The 21,399-nt window shown below is 62.0% G+C and carries 21 protein-coding genes; 13 read left to right on the top strand and 8 right to left on the bottom strand.

What is annotated here, in order from left to right; all coding sequences use genetic code 11:
- Nucleotides 1–16: 16 nt before the first annotated feature.
- Together P0D96_RS07340 and P0D96_RS07345 are read right to left on the bottom strand one after the other, a co-directional pair.
- The gene (locus P0D96_RS07340) at nucleotides 17–814 is read right to left on the bottom strand and encodes an endonuclease/exonuclease/phosphatase family protein (protein ID WP_408180397.1); all 798 of its coding nucleotides are present in this window, start codon (nucleotides 812–814) and stop codon (nucleotides 17–19) included.
- An 88-nt stretch (nucleotides 815–902) separates the two neighbouring features.
- Nucleotides 903–1,430: a hypothetical protein gene (locus P0D96_RS07345; RefSeq protein ID WP_132376357.1), complete on the bottom strand. Its 528-nt coding sequence runs from the start codon at nucleotides 1,428–1,430 to the stop codon at nucleotides 903–905.
- A 268-nt stretch (nucleotides 1,431–1,698) separates the two neighbouring features.
- On the opposite strand from P0D96_RS07345, the gene P0D96_RS07350 reads away from it, so the two are divergent.
- The 5 genes from P0D96_RS07350 (at nucleotide 1,699) to P0D96_RS07370 (ending at nucleotide 6,907) form a co-directional block, all read left to right on the top strand.
- On the top strand, nucleotides 1,699–2,676 hold the full coding sequence (locus P0D96_RS07350) for an AAA family ATPase (RefSeq protein WP_132376356.1): 978 nt from the start codon (nucleotides 1,699–1,701) through the stop codon (nucleotides 2,674–2,676).
- A 260-nt stretch (nucleotides 2,677–2,936) separates the two neighbouring features.
- The gene (locus tag P0D96_RS07355) at nucleotides 2,937–3,359 is read left to right on the top strand and encodes a DUF4148 domain-containing protein (RefSeq protein WP_408312711.1); all 423 of its coding nucleotides are present in this window, start codon (nucleotides 2,937–2,939) and stop codon (nucleotides 3,357–3,359) included.
- A gap of 328 nt (nucleotides 3,360–3,687) precedes the next feature.
- On the top strand, nucleotides 3,688–4,794 hold the full coding sequence (locus tag P0D96_RS07360; protein ID WP_408180399.1) for an NAD(P)/FAD-dependent oxidoreductase: 1,107 nt from the start codon (nucleotides 3,688–3,690) through the stop codon (nucleotides 4,792–4,794).
- A 253-nt stretch (nucleotides 4,795–5,047) separates the two neighbouring features.
- Nucleotides 5,048–5,359, top strand: a complete 312-nt coding sequence (locus P0D96_RS07365) for a high-potential iron-sulfur protein (protein ID WP_132376353.1) — start codon at nucleotides 5,048–5,050, stop codon at nucleotides 5,357–5,359.
- 255 nt (nucleotides 5,360–5,614) lie between these two features.
- A complete protein-coding gene (locus P0D96_RS07370; protein WP_408312714.1) occupies nucleotides 5,615–6,907 on the top strand; it encodes an MFS transporter in 1,293 nt (430 codons plus the stop codon).
- An 87-nt stretch (nucleotides 6,908–6,994) separates the two neighbouring features.
- Here P0D96_RS07370 and P0D96_RS07375 read toward each other — a convergent pair whose 3' ends face one another.
- Together P0D96_RS07375 and P0D96_RS07380 are read right to left on the bottom strand one after the other, a co-directional pair.
- Nucleotides 6,995–8,515 carry an amidase gene (locus P0D96_RS07375; protein ID WP_408312717.1) on the bottom strand — a complete coding sequence of 507 codons (1,521 nt, stop codon included), beginning with the start codon at nucleotides 8,513–8,515 and terminating at the stop codon, nucleotides 6,995–6,997.
- Nucleotides 8,516–8,781: 266 nt separating this feature from the next.
- Complete coding sequence (locus P0D96_RS07380; protein ID WP_132376350.1) at nucleotides 8,782–9,480, bottom strand: dienelactone hydrolase family protein; 699 nt, start codon at nucleotides 9,478–9,480, stop codon at nucleotides 8,782–8,784.
- A gap of 253 nt (nucleotides 9,481–9,733) precedes the next feature.
- On the opposite strand from P0D96_RS07380, the gene P0D96_RS07385 reads away from it, so the two are divergent.
- The 4 genes from P0D96_RS07385 to P0D96_RS07400 all read left to right on the top strand — a co-directional run bounded on the left by P0D96_RS07385 (nucleotide 9,734) and on the right by P0D96_RS07400 (nucleotide 13,735).
- The gene (locus P0D96_RS07385; RefSeq protein WP_408312720.1) at nucleotides 9,734–10,837 is read left to right on the top strand and encodes an NAD(P)H-dependent flavin oxidoreductase; all 1,104 of its coding nucleotides are present in this window, start codon (nucleotides 9,734–9,736) and stop codon (nucleotides 10,835–10,837) included.
- 423 nt (nucleotides 10,838–11,260) lie between these two features.
- The gene (locus P0D96_RS07390) at nucleotides 11,261–12,406 is read left to right on the top strand and encodes a branched-chain amino acid ABC transporter substrate-binding protein (RefSeq protein WP_132376348.1); all 1,146 of its coding nucleotides are present in this window, start codon (nucleotides 11,261–11,263) and stop codon (nucleotides 12,404–12,406) included.
- 133 nt (nucleotides 12,407–12,539) lie between these two features.
- Nucleotides 12,540–13,556 (top strand): cupin-like domain-containing protein, encoded by a 1,017-nt coding sequence (locus P0D96_RS07395; protein ID WP_408312723.1) that lies wholly within the window; start codon nucleotides 12,540–12,542, stop codon nucleotides 13,554–13,556.
- Between the two features lie 47 nt (nucleotides 13,557–13,603).
- Nucleotides 13,604–13,735: a hypothetical protein gene (locus P0D96_RS07400; RefSeq protein WP_408180404.1), complete on the top strand. Its 132-nt coding sequence runs from the start codon at nucleotides 13,604–13,606 to the stop codon at nucleotides 13,733–13,735.
- Nucleotides 13,736–13,801: 66 nt separating this feature from the next.
- Here P0D96_RS07400 and P0D96_RS07405 read toward each other — a convergent pair whose 3' ends face one another.
- A complete protein-coding gene (locus P0D96_RS07405; protein WP_408180405.1) occupies nucleotides 13,802–15,013 on the bottom strand; it encodes an MFS transporter in 1,212 nt (403 codons plus the stop codon).
- Nucleotides 15,014–15,223: 210 nt separating this feature from the next.
- Here P0D96_RS07405 and P0D96_RS07410 point away from each other — a divergent pair, with 210 nt between their 5' ends.
- From P0D96_RS07410 to P0D96_RS07420, 3 genes are all read left to right on the top strand, one after another.
- A complete protein-coding gene (locus tag P0D96_RS07410) occupies nucleotides 15,224–15,886 on the top strand; it encodes a HugZ family pyridoxamine 5'-phosphate oxidase (protein ID WP_408180406.1) in 663 nt (220 codons plus the stop codon).
- Between the two features lie 398 nt (nucleotides 15,887–16,284).
- Nucleotides 16,285–16,587, top strand: coding sequence for an H-NS histone family protein (locus P0D96_RS07415; RefSeq protein WP_132376344.1), 303 nt, complete (start codon nucleotides 16,285–16,287; stop codon nucleotides 16,585–16,587).
- 320 nt (nucleotides 16,588–16,907) lie between these two features.
- Entirely contained in the window at nucleotides 16,908–18,158 is a 1,251-nt protein-coding gene (locus tag P0D96_RS07420; RefSeq protein ID WP_408312727.1) for a cation diffusion facilitator family transporter, read from the top strand.
- Nucleotides 18,159–18,214: 56 nt separating this feature from the next.
- Here P0D96_RS07420 and P0D96_RS07425 read toward each other — a convergent pair whose 3' ends face one another.
- From P0D96_RS07425 to P0D96_RS07435, 3 genes are all read right to left on the bottom strand, one after another.
- Nucleotides 18,215–18,673, bottom strand: coding sequence for an Lrp/AsnC family transcriptional regulator (locus P0D96_RS07425; protein WP_012431468.1), 459 nt, complete (start codon nucleotides 18,671–18,673; stop codon nucleotides 18,215–18,217).
- 90 nt (nucleotides 18,674–18,763) lie between these two features.
- On the bottom strand, nucleotides 18,764–19,393 hold the full coding sequence (locus P0D96_RS07430; protein WP_132376342.1) for a 3'-5' exonuclease family protein: 630 nt from the start codon (nucleotides 19,391–19,393) through the stop codon (nucleotides 18,764–18,766).
- On the bottom strand, nucleotides 19,390–20,034 hold the full coding sequence (locus tag P0D96_RS07435; RefSeq protein ID WP_408180408.1) for an MBL fold metallo-hydrolase: 645 nt from the start codon (nucleotides 20,032–20,034) through the stop codon (nucleotides 19,390–19,392). Before P0D96_RS07435 ends, P0D96_RS07430 begins: the two co-directional genes overlap by 4 nt.
- A gap of 636 nt (nucleotides 20,035–20,670) precedes the next feature.
- On the opposite strand from P0D96_RS07435, the gene P0D96_RS07440 reads away from it, so the two are divergent.
- Nucleotides 20,671–21,273 carry a septal ring lytic transglycosylase RlpA family protein gene (locus tag P0D96_RS07440; RefSeq protein ID WP_408180409.1) on the top strand — a complete coding sequence of 201 codons (603 nt, stop codon included), beginning with the start codon at nucleotides 20,671–20,673 and terminating at the stop codon, nucleotides 21,271–21,273.
- Nucleotides 21,274–21,399 lie beyond the last annotated feature (126 nt).

Genomic DNA, 21,399 nt, shown 5'->3' on the forward strand with positions numbered 1-21,399 from the left:
GTGGTTTGGTCTGTGTCTATTCGACCCGCAAGCGAGCCATATACGGCAAGTGATCCGAGAGCCACGCGGTTTCTTGCGTCGGCTGGATCCATTCGATCGGCTTCATGCCGCGCACGAACATCTTGTCGAGCGCGAGTGCGGGTGAGAAAGCCGGAAAGGTGCGGCCGGACTCGCCGAGCAGCGTGGCCACTTCCTGCAAACCATGCTCGCCGAACAGCGGCACGGAATCGTTGCGCCAGTCGTTGAAGTCGCCGGCCAGCACCAGCGGACCTTCAGGCGCTTCCTTCGCGATCCAGTGCGCGATCCAGTTCATCTGACGCAAGCGGGCCGAACGCGTGAGCGCAAGATGCGCGCACAGCAGCGTGACCGAGTGACCACCGAAGGTGGCTCGCGCCACCAGCAAACCGCGCTTTTCGAAGCGATGCGCGGAGATGTCCCAGCGTCCGCCGAGATCGAGCGGATGCGGCGACAGGATCGCATTGCCATGCCGCCACGACGGTTTGAAAACATTCGGTCCGAGCGCGATTTCGAGTTCGAGCGCGCGCGCGATTTCGGTGGCCTGACAATGCCAGACGTCGCTCAACGGATCGGAGAGCGGCGCGCCGAAACTGCTTGCCAGCACCGGCGACGGCATGCGCCGCGCCATCGCTTCCTGTAAAAAATAGGCGTCCGCGTGGGTCGATTGCACCCAGCGTTGCATGGCTTGCCAGGCCTGAAAGCCGAGCGGTGTACGGCCTTTATGCAGGTTCCAGCTCACCGCAACGAAATCCTTGGGCGCTACGCTCTCGCGGATCAATTCTTCGGGGTTTCGCATGCCGCGTTGTCCACGTGTTCTGGTTGGGGGCGTCGGTTAGTCGCGTGCTGTTTGCGCATTCTCTTGCGTGTTCTTTGCATCGGTTCGATCAGTTTGCTGTGTTTGCGCTGTCCGCGAGGCTCGCACGCACGCGGTAGACCAGGTTCGGGTCCTTGTCGACGATGGTCCAACTGGCCCATTGCCCCGTCGCCACCTTCAGACCCGGATGGCTCGCGCTCACCTGGCGCGGTTGCGGCGGCAGTTTGCAGCCGGTGTCGGTTTGCCGCGCGGCGTTTTCCTCAAACGTTTCCTGCGCTTCGATCGACAGTGTGACGCCGCTTGCATCCGCCTGCAGCGGCGAGACGGTCAGCGTGCGCGCCAGATCGATACTGCCGGCGGGCTGATCCTTGCAGCCGACGTTATGTTGCACGATCTTGTGATGCGTGTCCGTGCGCGCCTGGCCGACGGTAGTGGTGCCGTCGAACGCGTCGATTTGCTGGCCGTCGCGCATGACTTGCAACTGCCATTGCACGACCTGCTGCGCCGGCCGTTGTTGCGCGCTTTGTTGTGCGCTTTGTTGTGCATTCGCAAGCAACGACGTGCCGAGCAATACGGCCGCGATACTGGTTTTCCACATAGAAGAAGTCTCCGGTCACGAGATCCGGCAGCGTAGCCAGAGGGCCATCTTACCCCTGATGGGCGCAACGCCTTTCTGACACATCAAACGGGGCCGGGTTCAGCAACAATCCATTTCAGATAAGGCTGGGAATCCCCAAAAACAACCCGCTGTTAGCAGCAGAGCGGCACGACTGCTGGCTTGCACGCGAATATAGCCTCGTTACACTGGACCTGAAACGGTGCCCACCAGGCGCCGCAACAGCAAGACCAGCCAGACGGGGTGAGCGATGACAACAGCAATGGTCAAACAGGAAATCGCCGTGGCGTCTTTCAGCAGGGTGTACGACCTCGATCAGGTCGAGACCGCGCTGAACGATCTCGGTGAAGGCGCGAACGAGGCACTGCGCGCGACATACGAAAAGATGCTGAAAACCGGCAATATGCGCTTTTGCGTGAAGCCAAACCGCATGCCGTCGATCGACGATCTGATCGACGCGCTGCCCAACTTTTCCGCGCCGCTCGACGACATCCGCAAGCAGGTCGCCTTGTGTCTGGAAACAGAAGACAGGCTCGAACTGATGCCGATCCTCCTGCTCGGCGACCCCGGTATCGGCAAGACTCACTTCGCCAAGCAGTTGGCGCGCCTGCTCGGCACCGCGTATCAATACGTGGCGATGAGTTCGTTGACGGCGGGCTGGATTCTCTCGGGCGCCTCGTCGCAGTGGAAGAACGCAAAACCGGGCAAGGTGTTCGATGCGCTCGTGAACGGCAGCTACGCGAACCCGGTGATCGCGGTCGACGAAATCGACAAGGCCACTGGCGATTCGCAATACGATCCGCTCGGCGCGCTGTATGCGCTGCTCGAGCACGACACGGCGCAGACCTTCATCGACGAGTTCGCCGAGATTCCGATCAATGCCGGCCACGTGATCTGGATCGCGACCGCGAACGACGAACGCTCGATTCCCGAGCCGATCCTGAACCGGATGAACGTGTATGAGATCCCGCCGCCGGATCACGACGGCGCGCGCCGTATCGCGCAGGCGATCTACGACGAGATCCGCTGCGCGCACAACTGGGGACTGCGCTTTCCCGACGTGCTCGGCGACGCCGCACTCGATGCGCTGATGCGGGCATCGCCGCGGGAAATGCGCCGCGCGATTCTCAACGGCTTCGGCGCGGCGCGAATCGATGGGCGGGATCATGTCGAAGCCGGCGACATTCGCCTCGACCACGGAAACCGGCGAAAACCTATTGGTTTTTGAGCATTTTTGCCACTTTTTCGTAGAAAAGCCGCCGCTGGGCGGCTTTTTTATGGCCGAAGCCGGGAATCCGTGCCCGAAACGCGGTGAATGCCGTGGCAATTGTTGCTATTAATGAGATGCTAAGTTGTAGTCAATCGATCTAGCTTTTCGATAGTCTGAGAATAAACTGAGCCCCCAACGAGATGACATCCGCGCGACACGCCAGACGTCACTCAGCAACGCACAGAACCCCAATTCAACGACTATTGGAAACCACCATCATGCGAACGGCTTCCCTCGCTTTGCTTTTCTCCTCCACTATCGCCGCACCGGCGTTCGCGAGCGGCTACGGTCCGGCGGCGTCGTATCGTCCCGAAGTCGCCACGTACACGCAACCGAGCGGCGTGACCCGCGCGCAAGTGCAAGCGGACGTCGCGCAAGCTCGCGCAGCCGGCGAGTTGAACCAGAATCCGTACGCGCCGATTTCAGCCGATAGCGTGAGCGCGACGCCCGACAACGGTCCGAAGACCCGTGCCCAGGTGAAGGCTGAATTGGCCGAAGCTCGCGCCAACGGTCAATTGAGCCTGAATCCGAACGCGCCGGCTTATCAGCAGGAACTCGCGGTCGGCGGCTACACCGTGCCGCGCGCGCAAAAGACCCATTTGGCGGAAGCTGCGCATCGAGGCGTCAGCACGCAGGACTAAGCCCCGGCCGTCCCGCAAGCACCGCGGCCCGACCGGGCCGCGTGTCACATTCACCGGCCACGCGAAGAAGCGAGCGCGGCGACCCTCGACGGCGTACACTAATTAGTCCGGCCGCTACGTTTGAGACCCGCTCAAGACCGCATGCCCGCAGTCATTGCCGACTGCGGGCATTTGTGTCTGTACGGCGTCGTACAATTTTACGTAGCGGTTGCGAATGGACAGGAGCGTTCGGCAGCGAGCGGTGGACGGCACGCGACAGCCGCACCCTGTCTTCATCTTGATCGGGTGAACGAGGTAGCGCGCGGCGAGGTTGGCCGCGTCAAGGGACATGGACCAAATCGAATGTGTAGTGATCGGCGCCGGCGTGATCGGTCTCGCGGTGGCGCGCGCACTGGCGGCGCGAGGCCGCGACGTGATCGTGCTGGAAGCGGCCGAAGCAATCGGCGTGGGCACCAGCTCGCGCAACAGCGAGGTGATTCACGCGGGCATCTACTATCCGCGTGGCTCGCTCAAAGCCGGGCTTTGCGTGCGCGGCCGCGAGATGCTCTACGACTACTGTGTCGAGCGTAACGTGCCGCATTCACGCTGCGGCAAATTGCTGGTGGCCACTTCGCGCAACCAGATTCCTCAGCTCGAAAGCATCATGGCCAAAGGCCGCGACAACGGTGTGCTCGACCTGATGCGAATCACCGGCGACCAGGCGCAAGCACTCGAACCCGCGCTCGAATGTGTCGAAGCGGTGTTCTCGCCGCAGACGGGCATCGTCGATAGTCATCAGTTCATGCTGGCGCTGCAGGGCGACGCCGAACGCGACGGCGCCGTGTGCGCGTTTCACGCGCCGGTGCAGGCGATCGAAGCGAGCAATGGCCGCTTCATCATCAAGGTGGGCGGCGATGCGCCGACCACGATCAGCGCAGCGTGCGTGATCAACAGCGCCGGTTTGCAGGCGAACGCACTGGCGCGCAAGATCCGCGGACTCGACGCGCGGCACGTGCCGCCCCTCTATCTCGCGCGCGGCAACTACTTCAGCATCTCGGGGCGCGCGCCATTCAGCCGCCTGATTTATCCGATGCCGAACGAAGCGGGCCTCGGCGTGCATCTAACCATCGACCTCGGCGGCCAGGCGCGTTTCGGTCCTGATGTCGAATGGGTCGATGCGATCAATTACGACGTCGATCCGCGTCGCGCGGAATCGTTTTACGCGGCGATTCGCGCCTATTGGCCGGCGCTTCCGGACGATGCATTGCAGCCCGCGTATGCGGGGATTCGTCCGAAGCTTTCCGGCCCCGGCGAACCCGCTGCCGACTTCGTGATTCAAGGTCCGGCCGCGCATGGTGTGCGTGGACTCGTCAATCTGTTCGGTATCGAGTCGCCGGGATTGACGGCGTCGCTTGCGATCGCGCAGCGAGTGTGCGAGCTGAGCGGACGCGCGTGATTCACGCGGTTCGCGCCAACGGTTTCACTGCGAGCGCCTCGACTCGCGCGCGGTCTGCGCATCGCGTGTTTCATCGCAAAGTGCTCACCTCGTATGCGATCGATTCGCATTCCGCGCGACATTCAGCCGCGCGGTCGTACCAATTCGGTTATCTCTATCATTTGGACCGTCACGCGCGACGGCTTCATTGCTATCCTTGAGAACCGCTGTCACTAGAACGGCGATCAGTTCAATAGAAATGGAGTGAGTCCCCATGAAACCTTCCCGTCGTACGTTTTTGATCACCAGCATTGGTGTGGCGTCCACCTTTGCGTTGTCGCGCCAGGCATTTGCCGACGCACCGAAAGTCGCCGAATCCGATCCGACCGCGCAAGCACTCGGCTACAAGGAAGACGCCACGAAAGTCGACAAGGCGAAATTCGCCAAGTACGCACCGGGCCAGGACTGCGGCAACTGCAGCTTCTACCAGGCCAAGCCGACCGACCCCTACGGCGGCTGTCCGATGTTCGCCGGCAAGCAGGTCGCGAGCAAGGGTTGGTGCAGCGCATATAACAAGAAGGCCTGATTAGCCATCAGCCGCACACGCACTCAGTGTTGCGCGAAATGCGCCGCAACATGGCGGTGCGCATTCGAGGCCCCGTCATTCAGGCGTCTGCCACCCCGCGCGGCAGACGCCTTTTTGCTGCTTGAAAACCGCTTGTGCGCTCTTTACACTCCAAGGCGACCTCTACGGCTCGCGCTCTTTTTTCTCGCTCGCGCTAATACGGCATTGCACTAAAACGACGCACCACAGGATACTTTTGGCAGGCTGGAGAGTCGAATGAAACCAGCGTCAAGGAGCCTTCATACGCGAGCCGTCGTCGCGGCTGTGATCGGCAATGCACTCGAGTGGTACGACTTCACCGTGTTCGGTTTTCTGACGGTGGTGATCGCGCAGTTGTTCTTCCCGGCCGGCAACGACTATGCGTCGCTGCTCCTCGCCACCGCGACGTTCGGCGTCGCTTTCGTCATGCGGCCGATCGGCGGCATCGTACTCGGACTCTACGCGGATCGCGCGGGACGCAAAGCGGCGTTGTCGCTCGTCATCGCGCTGATGACGCTCGGCATTCTGCTGCTGGCGATCGCACCGCCGTACTCGGCGATCGGCATCGGCGCGCCGTTGATGATCGTAATCGGACGCTCGCTGCAAGGCTTTTCCGCCGGCGGGGAGTTCGGCAGTTCGACGGCGTTGCTGATCGAAGCGGCGCCGTTTTCGAAGCGCGGCTTCTACGGCAGTTGGCAGATGGCGAGCCAGGCGGCGGCGCTGCTGCTCGGCGCACTGGTGGGCGCATTGATCACGCGCGGACTGTCGCCCGAGGCGCTGCAATCCTGGGGCTGGCGCGTGCCCTTCATTCTGGGTTTGATCATCGGGCCGATCGGCTTTTATATCCGCCGGCATCTCGCGGATTCCGAAGCGTTTCTACTCGCGCAAAAAACCGCGCGGCGCGCGACGCTCGGCGAAGTTTTCAGAACTCACACCCGTGACGTGCTCTGCGGACTCGGCTCGGTGATCGCGCTCACGGTGACGATCTACGTGCTGATCAGCTATCTGCCGACCTTCGCGGTCAATCAACTCAAGCTGCCTTACGCGCAATCGTTTTACGCGGTGATCGTCGGCAATCTGCTGCTGACGGTGCTGTCGCCATTGACCGGCGCATGGTCGGACAGGATCGGGCGCAAGGGGCTGTCGTTGTGGTCGCTGGTGATTACGCTCGTGATCATCTATCCGCTGTTCGCGTGGCTCGCGGCGGAGCCGAGCGTGTCGAAACTGATTCTCGTGCAGGCGTTGCTGTCGATCACGCTCTCCGGTTATTACGGACCGTTCGGCGCGCTGATCGCAGAGTTGTTTCCGGCGAACGTGCGCTCGACCGGCTTATCGCTCGCCTACAACATCGCGGTGATGGTGTTCGGCGGCTTCGGGCCATTCGTCGTGACATGGCTCATCAACACCACCGGCTCGCCGCTCGCGCCGATTTACTACGTGATGGGCGGACTGGCGCTGTCGATCGTCGCGGTGGCCTGTATTCCAGGCAAGCGCCACGCGGATCTCGACGCGCATCGCAAGCCGGCTTGAACGGCGCCTGAGTTTCAATCAGGTTTTGCTGCCGGCAGCAGACCATTTCCGCTACTTCGCTGCGACACCCTCTCCTAAACCGCTCGTCTAGTTGCGTGCCTGTATCAAAGGCGGCCGCTTGTCGAACCACGGCCGTGCCGTTTCGAGCTGCGCGGCCAGACGCAGAAGCGTCGCCTCGCCGCCGTCGCGCGCGGCAAATTGCACGCCGATCGGCAGCCCGCGCGCATTCCAGTAGAGCGGCACCGACATCGCCGGCTGGCCGCTCAGGTTGAACAGTTCCGTGCAACCGGCCCACGTGAACGCCTTGTTCGACGCTTCCATCAGCACCTTCTTCATCAGCGCTTCGAGAGGCATGGTGGTGACGGCGCGCATCTGCATGCGTTCCGCCGACGTGGGCTGCATCTCGCCGATCTTGATCGGCGGCGCGGCGAGCGTGGCGCACAGAATCACGTCGTAGCGATTCAGCAGATCGGTGAGCAGCCCGGTGATGCGGCGTTGTTCTTCGAGCGCGGCGGGCAGGCCGCGCTCGCCGAGTTTGCGGCCCACATGCGCCATCGCCCACGTCGAAATTTCGAATTCGGCGCGCAGCGGTTTGCGGCCGCTGATGCGCTCGGCATTCAGCACCAGATCTTCCGCCGTCACGGACCAGAGCGTGAGGAATGCGTGGCGAACCGCCGCGAAGTCTATGCCGAGCGACACCGGTTCGATGTTGTGGCCGAGCGAGCTGGCGAGTTGCGCGGCGTCTTCGAGCGCGGCGCGCGCGTCGGCGGAAAGCGACGGTGCGAGCATCGGCTCGGTGACGTACGCGATATTCAGCGGTTTGCACGGCTCGCGGCTCGCGCTCAGAAACGTGCCCGGCGCGCCGAGCGGCCGGTCGGCATTGCCGCCAAGCAGATCGAGCAGCAGCGCACTGTCCCGCACACTGCGCGACACCGCATGATCGACGCCGAGTTCACCGGCCTCAGCCTCCGCGGTCGCACGCGGCACACGTCCGCGTGAAGGTTTGAGGCCGAAGAGTCCACAGCATGACGCCGGAATGCGGATCGAGCCGCCGCCGTCCGATGCATGCGCGAGCGGCACGATGCCGGCGGCAACCGCCGCCGCCGCGCCGCCGCTCGAACCGCCCGGCGTATGGTCGAGATTCCACGGATTGCGGCACGCGCCGAACAGTTCGGGCTCCGTATAAGGCATCTGGCCGAGCTCGGACGTGCTGGTCTTGGCGAAGATGTTGAGGCCGGCCGCTTTCGCCAGCGCGACCACCGGGGCGTCTTCGGTGGGAATGAAGTGGCGGTAGTGGCGGCTGCCCATGGCCATGCGCAGTCCGGCGACCGGCGCGCCGAGGTCCTTGATCAGATAGGGCACGCCGGCCAGCGCTGTTTGCGCGCTGACGCCATCGGCGTTGTTTGCGCCGTTCGCACGGCTCGCGTCGTCGCGTGAAGCGCGTTGACGGGCTGCGTCGTAGTCCTTCAGGACAATCGCATTGATCGCGGGATTGACGGCTTCGGTGCGTGAAATCGCAATGTCGAGCAACTCGCGCGCACTTGCTTCGCGCTTGCGTATCAATTCGGCGAGGCCGGTGGCGTCATGAGCGAGATAGTCTGAATGCACGACGGATGAGCCCTCGCTATCGAGTGTTGAACCGGCCGGCGGTCCATGCGCGCGCTGAACCGCGCCGCGAGGTTTCGTCGCCCGGATTGATGGCCGCACATGGAAAAGACGGCGTGCCACAGACACGCCGTCTTTGAGAGAGTAACTGAGTTATGCGCGCGAGTTACTGACGCACATGAAAAGCGCCAACAAAAAAGCGCAATTGACGCGCGCTGATAAGCGTCGCGAACAGCGGCAGCAATCAGCGCGCCAATTAGAACCGCGCGTTACAGACGTTCGCCGAGGAAGGTCAGCGTGCGGCCATGTGCCAACGCGGCGGCGCGCTGGTTGTACGACGCGCGGTCCGAACAGTTGAAACCGTGATCGGCATTCGGATAGATGTGGAATTCGGCGTCGGTGCGCCCAGCGAAGCGTTCCTGAATCTGACCGACGGCCGACAGCGGGATATGCGCGTCGAGTTCGCCGTAGTGAAATTGCATCGGCACTTTGACCTTTGCGGCTTCGTCGAGCTGGTTCTGGATGCCGCCGCCGTAGTAGGCGACCGCGCCGTCGAGCGTGCCTTGCGCCGCGGCCAGATACGCGAGCCGGCCGCCGAAGCAAAAGCCGATTGCCGCCACCTTGCCGGTCACTTCCGGCATGGCGCGCAGTGCGGCTGCGGCTGCGCCGATATCGGCCACGGCTTCATCGACCTTGAGTTTCTGCATCAGTTCGATGCCCTTCTCGCGATCGGCGCCGTCGTACGTCAATTCCACGCGCGGTTGCACGCGCCAGAACACGTCCGGTGCGAGCGCGACGTAGCCGTCTTGCGCGTACTGATCCGCGACCGAACGGATGTGGCTGTTCACGCCGAAGATTTCCTGAATGATGATGACCGCCGGTCCCTTGCCGCCTTTGGGCAACGCCAGGTAGCCGCCGAAACTGTCGTTACCGGCGGGAATGTCGATCCATCGGGAAGTGGTGCTCATGTTGCTCTCCATTGACTCGCGCGCGGCTGCGCGAGGTCGGTCTGAATGAATACCAGAGGCTTCAATACCTGAAGCGGGGCGGTCAGTTTGCCATCAAAAGAAACGCCCTGCAGCGTGGCCCCGCGAAGCGGAAATCTCGTAAGGCGATTGAAACGTTCTCGATAATTCATTTTTCCCGTGCGGGCCGCCTCGGTACATTGAAGCGTATCGGCTCGCTAATGTCGCGAGCGCATTGACGGGAAAGGAAATCATCATGAGTGAAGGCAGTTTTGTGACGCCGTTTGCGGAGCGTTTCGGGTTGCGTGTGCCGGTCGTGCAGGCGCCAATGGCGGGCGGCGCAACGACGCCGGCGATGGTCGCCGCGGTATCGAACGCGGGCGGTCTCGGTTTTCTGGCGGGCGCGGCGCTCTCGCCCGAGAAGATCGCAAGCGAAGTCGCGGCGATTCGCGCGCTGACGGATCGTCCGTTCGGCGTGAATCTGTTCGTGCTCGAGCCGGCCACGCCGGACGATGCGACGGTGCGTAGCGCGCTCGAAGCCATCGATCCGTTGCGCCACGACCTCGGTTTGCCGCCGGGCGCACCGCTCGCACGCTACGCGCCGGACTTCCGCGCGCAACTGGACATGTTGATCGAATTGCGCGTGCCGCTGGCGAGCTTCACATTCGGATTGCTGCCGGCCGACGACGTCGCCCGGCTGCACGCCAACGGTCTATATGTAATAGGCACGGCGACGCATGCCGCCGAAGGTGTGGCCTGGCGCGACGCGGGCGCCGATGCGATTGCCGCACAAGGCGCGGAGGCGGGCGCGCATCGCGGCACATTCATCGGTGCATTCGAAGACGCGCTGGTCGGCACGATGGCGCTCGTGCCGCAGCTCGTCGACGCAACCGGGCTGCCGGTGCTCGCCGCCGGCGGCATCATGGACGGACGCGGCATCGTCGCCGCGCTCGCGCTCGGCGCGCAAGCCGCGGTGATGGGCACCGCGTTTCTCACCTGTCACGAGAGCGCGATCCCGCAGGCATGGAAAACCCGAGTGCGCTCCACGTCCGACACGTCGACTTCGGTCACGCGCGCGATTACCGGCCGCCATGCGCGCGGCATACGCAATCCGCTGATGCGGCGGTTGAGCGAAGCGGCGCAGAAGATCGCGCCGTATCCAGTGCAAAACGAGTTGACGCAGGAGCTGCGGCAAACCGCGAGCCGTGCGGAAAACGGCGACTATCTCTCGCTCTGGTCAGGCCAGGGCGCGCCTATGGGCCGCGCCCGCCGCGAAGGTGTCGGCGCCGCCGAACTGATGGGCCAACTCGAACACGAATGGCGCGAGGCGACGGCGCGCATCGCCGCGTTCAAACGCTGATTCAGCACGATCCGGACGGAGTCCGGACGTGCCTCCTTTTCAAGCACGAAGCCTATTCGGATGATTAACGGTTTAACACGCTAAAAGCTTTAGGCCGTGCTGTTAGACGAAAGCCTCACATAGCGGAAACCCGCATGGGCTGGTGCTTTCCAGTCTCTCTTTCCAGCCGGAATCAGCGCCTGTTGGATAAACGCTATTAGTGTTCATCCCACTTCCTCAAAAAAGCCCCACAAATTAATTTGATGGCCTACACTTGCGCGCAAGTACGGTTTGCCGCCTGCCACAAACAGTCCGGCGAGCGTGCTGGCCAAGTGCATGAACGATGCAACCGGCGTGGTCGTCCACGGGACTGAGCGACACGTGTTGGGGAAGCGGGGGCACAGGGCGATTACGTTGTTTTTGGGACCGAAACTGGAGACTTACATGAACATCAAGATTCAAAAGCTGTTGCCGATCAGCGCTGCGGCGATGCTGTTCGCGACGTTGGCAACTTCGGCTGCAGCCGACACGGTCGTCAAGATCGGTCACGTTGCACCGCTGACCGGCGGTATCGCTCACCTGGGTAAAGACAACGAAAACGGCGCGCGCCTGGCAGTTGAAGAAATCAACGCCAAGGGCCTGACGATCGGTGGCCAGAAAATCACGCTGCAACTCGATCCGCAAGACGACGCAGCCGACCCGCGTACGGCAACTCAAGTCGCACAGAAACTGGTCGACGATAAGGTCGTCGCGGTGGTTGGCCACTTGAATTCGGGCACGTCGATCCCGGCTTCGAAGATCTATAGCGATGCTGGCATCGTGCAGATCTCGCCGTCGGCAACGAACCCGGCCTACACGCAACAAGGTTTCAAGACGACGTACCGCGTCGTCGCGACCGACGCGCAACAAGGTCCGGCACTGGCTAACTACGCAGCGAAGGGTCTGAAAGTGAAGAGCGTCGCGATCGTCGACGACTCGACCGCTTACGGCCAGGGTCTCGCAAACGAATTCGAAAAGACCGCCAAGTCGCTGGGCCTGAACGTGATGTCGCATGACGCGACGAACGACAAGGCTGTCGACTTCCGCGCGATTCTGACGAAGATCAAGGGCGAAAACCCGGACGCGATCATGTACGGCGGCATGGACGCCACCGGCGGCCCGTTCGCCAAGCAAGCCAAGCAGCTCGGCTTGCGCGCGAAGGTGCTGGCAGGCGACGGCGTGTGTACCGACAAGCTGTCGGACCTGGCTGGCGACGCAACCGACAACATCGTCTGCTCGGAAGCCGGTATGGCGCTCGAAAAGATGGCTGGCGGCTCGGCGTTCCTCGCCAAGTATCAGAAGCGTTTCGGTCAGCCGATCCAGATCTACGCTCCGTTCACGTATGACGCTGTGTACATCATCGTCGACGCTATGAAGCGTTCTAACTCGACCGATCCGGCGAAGATCCTGGCAGCGATGCCGAGCACGGATTACAAGGGTGTGATCGGTGAAACCACGTTCGACTCGAAGGGCGACCTTCAGCACGGCGTGATCTCGCTGTACAACTACAAGGCAGGCAAGAAGACGCTGCTCGACGTAGTGAAGATGTAAAAATCGCGTGACCGAAGGCAGCGTGTTGTCTGTCTTCGGTTGCATGAGAAAAGAGGCACGCGCGCCGCGAGGTTCGCGTGCCTTTTGTTTTGCGGATTCTTTTTGCCGATCCGCATTGCTCGGAGAGACTGCCGTGACCACCGTGACCCGTTCGTTCGACGACGCGTGGCGCCGCTGGATCGCCGAGAATCTGCTGCTCGACGCACCATCGTCTGCGTTGCATCGCGCGCTGGTTGGCCACGGTTTCGACGCGGCTGATGCCACGCGAGAAATCGATGCGGCGCTCGCGAGTCCTTATTTTCACGGCGCAGCGCGTTTGCGCAATCGTTTGCGTAAGCGCGAATGGATATTGTCGGTGTACGGCGAGCTCAATCGCATGCGTGCGGCGAGCGGTGTAATCGAACGGCGCGAACGTTTATCGCGCGACGCGTTCTTCGAGCAGTACTACTTTCAGAACCGGCCGGTGATCATCACCGGCGCATTCGATTTCTGGCCTGCGCGTTCGCGATGGAACTGGGATTACCTTCGCGAACGGTGCGGCGATTGTGAAGTGGAACTGCAGTTCGGCCGCGAAACGGACGCGAATTACGAAATCAATCAGCTCAGGCTCAGGCGCATGATGCGCTTTGCCGATTATGTCGATCTCGTCGAGCGGAGCGGGCGGACTAACGATTTCTACATGACCGCCAATAACACCTCGCACAATCGCGCGGCGCTCGCGGCGTTATGGTCCGATGTACCGCCAATCGACGAATATCTCGACGCCGCGTCTCCCGACACCGGTTTCTTCTGGATGGGACCGGCCGGAACAAAGACGCCGTTTCACCACGACCTGACCAATAACTTCATGGCGCAGGTGATCGGCCGCAAACAGATCAAACTCGTGCCGCTGTCTGACACGCCGTATATGGCAAACCATCTGCATTGCTATTCGCAAGTGGACGGTGGCGCGATCGACTACGACAGTTTCCCGTCCATGCGGCAAGCGCAGTTGATCGAATGCACTCTCGCGCCCGGTGAATTGCTGTTTCTGCCGATTGGCTGGTGGCATTACGTGGAAGGACTGGATGCGTCGGTGACGATGACGTTCACCAATTTTCTCCACAGGAACGACTTCTCGCGTCACTACGATACGTATCACGAACTGTGACACGCGGATAAAAGAGTGCTGCTTTCAAGAGGCGCTGGCGGAATGTGATGCTGGCGGCGATTGCGCGGTTTTTCCGCGCCGTTACGGTCAGCGGTGCGCCGAGACCGGTTGTGTCGCCCACGGTTTGGGTCGTCTGCGCGAGCGTGCTGGTGATCGGCGTGATCGCGGTGTCGACGTAACGTAAAGCGAGCGCGTTTCGCTTGGCGCCGCACGCACCGAAGCAGCAGCGGCGCGCTTTCGCATCATCAGATCTTCAAACGCCGCAGCACCTTCGGACCGACGAGCGCGATCAACGCGGAACAGATGGCCACCACCGACAACCCGATCGGCAAACTGGTCACCTGCGTCACCGCGCCGATGATCACCGGCCCGAGCAGCAGTCCGAAGTACGCCAACCCGGCAACATGCGCGAGTCCTTCCGCCGCATGAATGCCTTTGACGTTCGCCGCCGCCGCGAACAGCACCGGCATCATGTTCGCCAGACCGAGGCCCATCAGCGTAAAGCCGATCAGCGCGACAACCGCATTCGGCAGCAACAGCGCGCCGACCATCCCGACGCAGGCGAGCGTCGCGCTTGCCATCACCAGTTGCGGCGCGCCGAAGCGGGCGCGCACCGCGTCGCCGGCAAAGCGCGCGGCCGCCATGCCGCCCGAGAATGCCGCGTAGGCCGCGCTCGCGAGCGCGGGCGTGGCCAGCACGACGTCGCGCATATAGACGGTGGCCCAGTCGTACATCGCGCCTTCCGCGATCAGCGCGACCAGCGCCATCGCGCCGAGCGCCCACAACGCCGGCGAGCGCCAGCGGTTGGCGCGCGGCGTGGCGGAGTCGGGGTGATCGGCGTGCGGCACGTGCGGCAGCACGGAAGGGCAGGCGGCGATCAGTACGAGCGCACTGACCGCGGCAGCCAGCACGAGATGCACCGCCGGCGCCATGCCGCGCGACAGCAGCGCGCCGCCGACCGCCGCACCGAACATTCCGCCGACGCTGAACATGCCGTGCAACGAAGACATGATCGGCTTGCCGAGCGCTTTCTCGACGGCGCTGGCCTCGGCGTTCATTGCGACATCGAGCGTGGCCATGCCCGCGCCGAAGGTGGCCAGCACGACCAGCAGCAGCCAGTAAGTGGGCACGACCAGAATCAGCGCCGCGCATACCGCCATCACCAGCCCGCCGGTGAGGCAGGCGCGGCGCGTGCCGACCCGCGCGATCCACGAGGCATTGGCCGCCATCGCGCCGATCGAGCCGCCCGCCACGGCCAGCAGCGCAACGGAGAGCAGCGCCGCGTTCAGGTGGAAACGGTCGCGCACCGTCGGTACGTGCACCCCCCACGACGCGTACATCATGCCGGCGATGAAGAACACCGCCATCGTGGCGATACGGGCTCGCTGCCGGGCGGTATCGGACAGGTCGCGGTGAGCGGCGGGAAGGGTGGCGAGTTCGGAGGAGCGGTCTGACACGGAAATCTCGAGGAGCGCTGACGCGGGGAAAGCGCGTTGAAAGCGAATTTCCGATTCTAACGAAGCGTGCTGTCTTATGCTTGGAAGGCGGAATCCGCATTTTTGCGATTGTTTGGCCCGGACGTGACAGGCGTTGGGCGTGTGTTGGGCATTGTGGTCCGCTGGCCGGTCTTTTTGTGATTCGCCGCACATCTATCGAGGAACGCGCACTTGAATATTCCCGCTCACGCTCCGCTGCATCTGCTGCACACGGCCGCTGTCGGCACGCTCGCCACTCACGCGCGCCAGCCGGAAGGTTTTCCCTATCCGTCCGTGCTGCCGTTCGCACCGGACCCGCAACATCGTCCGACGATCCTCGTGAGTCGGCTGGCCGAGCACACTCATAACCTGCACGCCGACCCGCGCGCCGGTTTTCTGGCCGTCGACGCTCCCGACGGCGACGTGCTGAGCGGCCAGCGTGTCACCTTGCTAGGCACCTTCGAGCCGGTCGACTCGACGCCCGAGGTGGTGCAGCGCTATCTGCGCTATCACCCGGACGCGGAGCGCTACCTCGTGCTTGGCGATTTCACGTTCTGGGCGATGAGGCTCGAGCGGCTGCGTTATATCGGTGGCTTCGGCGCGATGGGATGGCTCGCCGGGGCCGAACTCGATCCTTTGCCGCCACTCGGTTTCGATGAAGAGAACGCGCTGATCGCGCAATTCGCTAGCCATTCCGGCAGCAAGGGCGAATTTCAACTGCTCGGTGTCGATCGATATGGCGCCGATGTGAAACTGAACGGTGCGCGCAGTCGTTTTGTCTTTGACGACGCGAAACTCGAAACCGAAACCTTGCACGCGGCGCTCGAAGATTGCATGCAGCGCTACATGAATTAGATTTTTTTACCGCCGTTTGGGGAAAACACTCATGCGTAATAACAGCGCAGAACGGCTGTCGCAATATGTTACGAAGTTTCATGTTAAAGCTCTCATGGCGTGAAATGTTGGTGCCAAATCACCATCTTAATGTTCATCTTTTGATAGTTAATCCCATAATTACTCATGCCAACTGCGTTTTTCAGCAAAATGCGAAATCAGCTATTTGAAAGGGAGTGGTGTAACGCGGTGGGGGGCGGAAATTTTTTGAAACGAATTGGGATTAATTTAACGCGCGCGCTTTTGTAATCTTTCTATTTTGTGTTAATCTCGCCGTCAAATTCCGAGGCATGATCCACCTTCAAAGGGCAAGCTGGCTTAAGACTGGCAGTCATTTATCCAAACCACAAAGGGAACCTATGTCTTCCTACAAGGAACTACTCGCTCAGCGCGAGAAGCTCGAAAAGCAGATCGAAGAAGCGAAGTCGCGCGAATACGCGGAAGTGTTGAATGAGATCAAGCAGAAAATGACCGACTACGGCATTTCTCTGACAGAACTCGGTGGTGGTCGTGCCGCCAAGGGGGCTAAAGCCGCGCGTCCGCGCGCAGGTGTCGCACCGAAGTATCGCGACCCGGATAGCGGCAGCACGTGGTCTGGCCGTGGCAAGCCGCCCCGCTGGATCGCAGGTCTGGATCGCGAGAAGTTTCTGATCCAGAAGTAATGCTTCTGGCAAGCCGCTTTTGCCGGCCCCTTTGCCAGCAACTAATGCCTCTGGCCGTTAAGTAATACGAATAGCTTCAATCAGATGCACCTATCGCGTCTGCCGTTGCAAGAGAGAACCGCGTACCGTCGAGGGCGCGGTTTTTTATTGCCGCGTCCAATGCCGTGGGTTTTTATCGCGTGAACTTCATCCAACTTGAACGCGAATGCTTTTCGTTTAGATAAGCGGCTGATTTAAAAGGAATTTTTTAGGTATCTCCAGCGCGTTTCGAGATGCGCCGAGTAGAATGTAGGGATTGAACTTTTCATTCCGCTTCAGAGATGCCTGCCGCCGCCGCTGCCCAATCCGCCGAAAAACATCGCGTTGCGCGCAAAAGTACCTTTGTCAGTATTGCGCTCAATACAGTGTTGATGACGCTGCAAATCGTCATCGGCGTGTTTGCTCACTCGCAGGCATTGGTCGCCGACGGTGTCCATTCGCTCGCCGATCTGATTTCCGATTTTGTCGTGCTGTTTGCCAATCGGCACAGTGGCGCAAAGCCCGACGCGGATCACAATTACGGACATAGCCGGTACGAAACCGTGGCGTCGTTATTTCTGGGCGCGCTTCTGATCGCGGTAGGTGTCGGCATGTTATGGCGGGCCGGAACGCGTCTCGCCGATTTGCAAAGCATCCCCGCCGTCCATATGAGCGCGCTCGCGGTCGCGGTGCTAGTTCTGTTTTCCAAAGAGGGTCTGTTTCGCTACATGCTGCGCGAAGCGCAACGCGTGCGATCCGCCATGTTGATCGCCAATGCGTGGCACGCGCGCTCGGATGCGGCGTCGTCGCTGGTGGTCGCGATCGGTATTGTCGGCAGCCTTGCCGGCGTGCGGCTGCTCGATCCGATTGCCGCGGCGATCGTCGGCTTCATGGTGGCGCGCATGGGCTGGATGTTCGGCTGGGACGCGCTGCAGGATCTCTCCGACCGCGCGCTCGACAACGCCGCCTCCGCCGACATGCGCGCGCTGCTGCTCTCGACGCCCGGCGTACGCGACGTGCACGAAATGCGCACGCGCAAGATGGGCGACTTCGCGCTCGTCGACGCGCATATTCTGGTCGATCCGCTGATCTCGGTATCGGAGGGGCATTACATTGCCGAGTCGGCGCGTTTGCGCGTGCTGACGGACAACCGCGTGCTCGACGCTTTGATTCATGTCGATCCCGAGAACGATGCGCTTGCGCGTCCGCCCTTCGATCTGCCTACGCGCGAGCGGGTCATCGCGGAAGTGAACGCCGCCTTGGCGCCTCACGGCGTAAAAGCGGCGGCGGTGAATATCCACTACCTGAGCACGGGACTGGATGTCGAAGTGGCGCTGCCGGCCGCGTTGTCGTCGCGCGCGCTGGACAGCGAAACGCAACGCGCTGGAGTGGATCTGGCGGCGCTGAAGGCACGCCTGGGCGCGCGCAAAGTGGACCTGCTACTGGAATTGGACGCGCTGTCCGCGGACGCCGATCCGGCGACGCTCGACCCAAAGGCCGGCGGGGCTCTTGAGGAGCGCGCGAAGGCGACCGAACCGCACAGCGCCACCTGACGCCCGCGGCGCCACTCGAGCATGCTGCGGCGTGGTGCCGTTAAGCCATCAACGGATCACAGCGGCAATTGCGTGTCGAACTTGATTTCGCGCAGCACGACGCTCGTACGAACCTGGGCGACGGCGGGAATCTTGAAGATGCGTTCGTGCAGGAAGCTGTCGTATGCCTTGATATCCGGGGCGACGATCTTGAGAATGTAGTCGGATTCGCCGGTCGTGCTATAGCACTCGGTGACTTCCGGGCAGGTGGCGATTTCCCGCTCGAACTGTTCCACGCCGCCTTCGGTGTGCCGCGTGAGGTGAATATGCGCGAGGGCGCACACGTGCAGCCCGAGCTTTTCCCGATCCAGCAGCGCCGTGTAGCGCTGGATGACCCCCGACTGTTCCATGTCCTTAATGCGCCGCCAGCATGGCGTGCTCGACAGGCCGACCTGGTCGGAAATTTCTTGCACCGAGCGGCGTGCGTCGAGCTGCAATAGGCGCAGGATTTTTTGAGAGAACGTATCGAGTGTCAACTGCGCCTCCGTTTGCGTCGCCGTATCAACGCATGGTAGAGGGCGCGAAAACGAAACGCAATGTAAAACGGGTTCGACGAGGGAGATTACCTAATTTGCCGGTTCCTCAGCGGCGTTTTGTCCTGTGCCGTCCCCATCTCTACCCGCTGCGAGCGTGATCGCCTGACTTGCGCGCAGATCCTTCAACATGTTGCAGAAAAGCGCGCCTTGTTCGATCGCGTCGTCCAGCGCGACATGCGTGTGCGGATGTTCGTCGAACCAGTGCTTGGGAAAGCGCGGCTTGATGTTCTTGCGGTACGGCAGCCCGGTCATGGCGAAGGCCAGCGTCTTGATGTCGAGCGCCGACCACGAAAACGGACAGCGGCCGACAAACCGCATCATGTACCAGAACATATAAGTGAAGTCGAAGCCGGCCGGCATTGCCACGAACACCGGTTTGCCCGGTAAGGCTTCGACCCAGTCGACATACGCCGTCAATGCGGCCAACGGTGTCTGCAAGTCCTTGCGGCAGGCTTCCCACGCTTCGGGCTGCGTCTTCCACCACGCTTCCTGCACGGGATGCGCCTTGGCTCCCTCGAGCAACTCGAGATTCGCCGAGAAGGTGGCGATCAGTTGCTTGTCTTCGGTATATGCGGCGGAGGCGAAACTGAGCATGGAATGCGGACCGGGAATCGGGCCGTCCGCTTCGACATCGGTGCTCACGTAGATTTCGCTGCTCATGCCTCGACTCCGTCGGCGACGTACGGATTGGTGCGGCGCTCAGCGCCGAACGTCGAAGTGGGACCATGGCCCGGAACGAACGTGATGTCGTCGCCGAGCGGCCAAAGCTTTTCGCGGATCGAGCGCACCAGATCCGCATGGTTGCCACGCGGAAAATCCGTGCGCCCGATCGAGCCGGCGAACAGCACGTCGCCCACCAGCGCGAGCCGATGCGCGCGGCTGACGAACACCACGTGGCCCGGCGTATGGCCCGGGCAGTGATACACATCCAGCGTTTCGTCGCCGAACTGCACGGTCTCGCCGTTCTGCAACCAGCGATCCGGTTCAAACGCTTCGGCGGCCGGAAAGCCGAAGCGCGTGCTTTGATCCGGCAGTTTGTCGAGCCAGAAGCGTTCGTCGGGATGCGGGCCTTCGATCGGCACGCCGTAGTGCGTGGCCAGCGTCTTCGCGCCCGCGCAGTGATCGATGTGGCCGTGCGTCAGGAAAACTTTTTCGACCGTCACGTTCTGCCGCGCGATTTCGCCCTGGATGATGTCGAGGTCGCCGCCCGGATCGACGACGGCCGCGCGTCCGGTTGCCTCGCAAACGAGCAGCGAACTGTTCTGCTGGAACGGCGTGACGGGGATCAAGGTGACTTTCATGGATGACGGCGCCGCTGGAAAAACGTTGATTGTACCGGCCTCTCGCCCACGTTCGCCGAGGCCGCCGAAGCCCCGGCGCAGCGGGCTTTGCGCTGCTCATTTTTGCAGCAGGAGTGAAAATTCATCAAGGTTTTCAGTCGCTTGTCATCCCGAAATTCTGTTTTAGGTATAATGCACTCCATGCACAGGGAATTGTGCTGCCACAGGGCGATGCGTCCCCATCAAAAATGGGCACGCGGATTGCCACTCAAGTATGGGCTGTCGCACTTTTGGACGGCCATCAAGTATCGATGCATTCGATGCACACGTCTTGCCCAGCCAGGCGCCACGCGCCTGCTACGGACTTAACTGCCGTGACGCTGGGTGGGGCCTACGCCGCCGTTCCTGCACGCTGAGTTTCGCGCGCAAGAACGTGTTTGCCACGTTCGATGGCGGCATGTGGGGTCTGGTCAGGCTGCCGGGGACAGGTTGCGCCAGACGTGAAAATTAACCGTGCGGTAGCGGCTGAGTGAGCCGCATCCGGGCTTTGACGTTCTGCGCTCGTCTGCGCGGCGCGTTGTCGTCCATTGCCGCCGGAGTCGCAGGCAACACGCTCAATTTTGCGTGATGCGGCTCGACAATGTGATTGCACGTCTTATGAAAACTCGGTTATCCCGTGGTCTGGGGACTCTTTTTGCCTTTTTTGTGCTGGCGGGTTGCGCCACGCCTCCGGGCGCTAGCAACACGTCGGAAGGCGGCGCGCCGCAGAGCACGAAATTGACGCAAGCGGGCTCCTTCGGACCGCAAGCTTACGGTAGCGCGCCGGCCTCCGACGCGACCGCCAAGGGCTCCTCGCTGGCCGACGCAAAGCCTCTTACGGATGATGGTTCCGGCATTTCGGACTTTCATCAGACCGGCCGCGCTTCGTGGTACGGCCGCGGCTTCCATGGCCGCCGTACCGCCAACGGCGAACGCTACGACATGCACGCGCTGACCGCGGCGCATCGTACGTTGCCGCTCGGCTCCTATGTGCGCGTGACCAATCCGGCCACGTCGCGCTCGGTCGTCGTGCGTATCAACGACCGTGGTCCGTATGCGCGTGGCCGCGTGATCGATCTGTCCATGGCCGCTGCCTCCGCGCTCGACATGCGCCACGCCGGTACGGCGCGGGTGCAGATCGAAGGGCTCACGCAGCAGGAAGCACGCGACGCGCGTAATGAGATGCTGGCATCGAACTCGGATTCGAGCGCCCAGAAGTGATGTAACGGCGGCGAGCGCGGTCAGGCGCGCTCCTCGTAGCGCCGCGCAGCACGGCGGCCGCTTGGGTTGTGTCCGCAGAAAAACGAAGGGCCGCATTACGCGGCCCTTTTCATTTGTCCGTCAGCT

It is taken from the genome of Paraburkholderia sp. RL17-347-BIC-D, assembly GCF_046027915.1.
Lineage (GTDB): Bacteria > Pseudomonadota > Gammaproteobacteria > Burkholderiales > Burkholderiaceae > Paraburkholderia.

Excerpts from the sequence above, each read along its gene's own strand:
- P0D96_RS07360 (WP_408180399.1), top strand. The coding sequence starts at position 3,688 with ATGGACCAAATCGAATGTGTAGTGATCGGCGCCGGCGTGATCGGTCTC.
- P0D96_RS07345 (WP_132376357.1), bottom strand. The coding sequence starts at position 1,430 with ATGTGGAAAACCAGTATCGCGGCCGTATTGCTCGGCACGTCGTTGCTT.
- P0D96_RS07340 (WP_408180397.1), bottom strand. The coding sequence starts at position 814 with ATGCGAAACCCCGAAGAATTGATCCGCGAGAGCGTAGCGCCCAAGGAT.
- P0D96_RS07430 (WP_132376342.1), bottom strand. The coding sequence starts at position 19,393 with ATGAGCAGCGAAATCTACGTGAGCACCGATGTCGAAGCGGACGGCCCG.
- P0D96_RS07420 (WP_408312727.1), top strand. The coding sequence starts at position 16,908 with ATGCCTGCCGCCGCCGCTGCCCAATCCGCCGAAAAACATCGCGTTGCG.
- P0D96_RS07380 (WP_132376350.1), bottom strand. The coding sequence starts at position 9,480 with ATGAGCACCACTTCCCGATGGATCGACATTCCCGCCGGTAACGACAGT.
- P0D96_RS07370 (WP_408312714.1), top strand. The coding sequence starts at position 5,615 with ATGAAACCAGCGTCAAGGAGCCTTCATACGCGAGCCGTCGTCGCGGCT.
- P0D96_RS07415 (WP_132376344.1), top strand. The coding sequence starts at position 16,285 with ATGTCTTCCTACAAGGAACTACTCGCTCAGCGCGAGAAGCTCGAAAAG.
- P0D96_RS07350 (WP_132376356.1), top strand. The coding sequence starts at position 1,699 with ATGACAACAGCAATGGTCAAACAGGAAATCGCCGTGGCGTCTTTCAGC.
- P0D96_RS07355 (WP_408312711.1), top strand. The coding sequence starts at position 2,937 with ATGCGAACGGCTTCCCTCGCTTTGCTTTTCTCCTCCACTATCGCCGCA.
- P0D96_RS07385 (WP_408312720.1), top strand. The coding sequence starts at position 9,734 with ATGAGTGAAGGCAGTTTTGTGACGCCGTTTGCGGAGCGTTTCGGGTTG.
- P0D96_RS07390 (WP_132376348.1), top strand. The coding sequence starts at position 11,261 with ATGAACATCAAGATTCAAAAGCTGTTGCCGATCAGCGCTGCGGCGATG.
- P0D96_RS07400 (WP_408180404.1), top strand. The coding sequence starts at position 13,604 with ATGCTGGCGGCGATTGCGCGGTTTTTCCGCGCCGTTACGGTCAGCGGT.
- P0D96_RS07365 (WP_132376353.1), top strand. The coding sequence starts at position 5,048 with ATGAAACCTTCCCGTCGTACGTTTTTGATCACCAGCATTGGTGTGGCG.
- P0D96_RS07435 (WP_408180408.1), bottom strand. The coding sequence starts at position 20,034 with ATGAAAGTCACCTTGATCCCCGTCACGCCGTTCCAGCAGAACAGTTCG.
- P0D96_RS07440 (WP_408180409.1), top strand. The coding sequence starts at position 20,671 with ATGAAAACTCGGTTATCCCGTGGTCTGGGGACTCTTTTTGCCTTTTTT.